This window comes from Desulfosporosinus metallidurans (assembly GCF_001936615.1).
Taxonomy (GTDB): domain Bacteria; phylum Bacillota; class Desulfitobacteriia; order Desulfitobacteriales; family Desulfitobacteriaceae; genus Desulfosporosinus; species Desulfosporosinus metallidurans.
In genome coordinates, this window is the sequence record NZ_MLBF01000218.1 from 1 (window position 1) to 367 (window position 367).

At 40.1% G+C, this 367-nt stretch carries 1 pseudogene; it reads left to right on the forward strand.

Features of this window, described 5'->3' with window-relative positions:
* Positions 1–209: 209 nt before the first annotated feature.
* A pseudogene (locus tag DSOL_RS26455) lies at positions 210–367 on the forward strand (enoyl-CoA hydratase-related protein); the annotation flags it as partial.

Below are 367 nucleotides of genomic sequence, written 5' to 3' on the forward strand. Positions count from 1 at the left end.
TGCCCTTTGAAGTTCCGGAAATAGTCAAAGATATTCTTGGAAAATAGTCCCTAATAAAGCTATGGACATCCCTGAAGTAACCCTTCCTAAGGAATCTTACTTGGCATGGTTTTAAGTAATAAATGAAAATAATAACTGCTATTGAAGAAAGGGGTGAGTTCCGGAAACTTAAACGAGGCGATAAAGTAACTATTTGGGAGGTAATAAAATTGGCTTACGAAACGATAATTGTGGAAATTGAAGAAGGAATTGCGACTGTCACTCTTAATCGTCCAGAAGTGCTCAATGCTCTAAGTAGCCAGGTTTTCAATGAGCTGGCAGATGCTGTCTGCGAATTTGGGGGCGGATAATTCAGTACGGGCAGTGA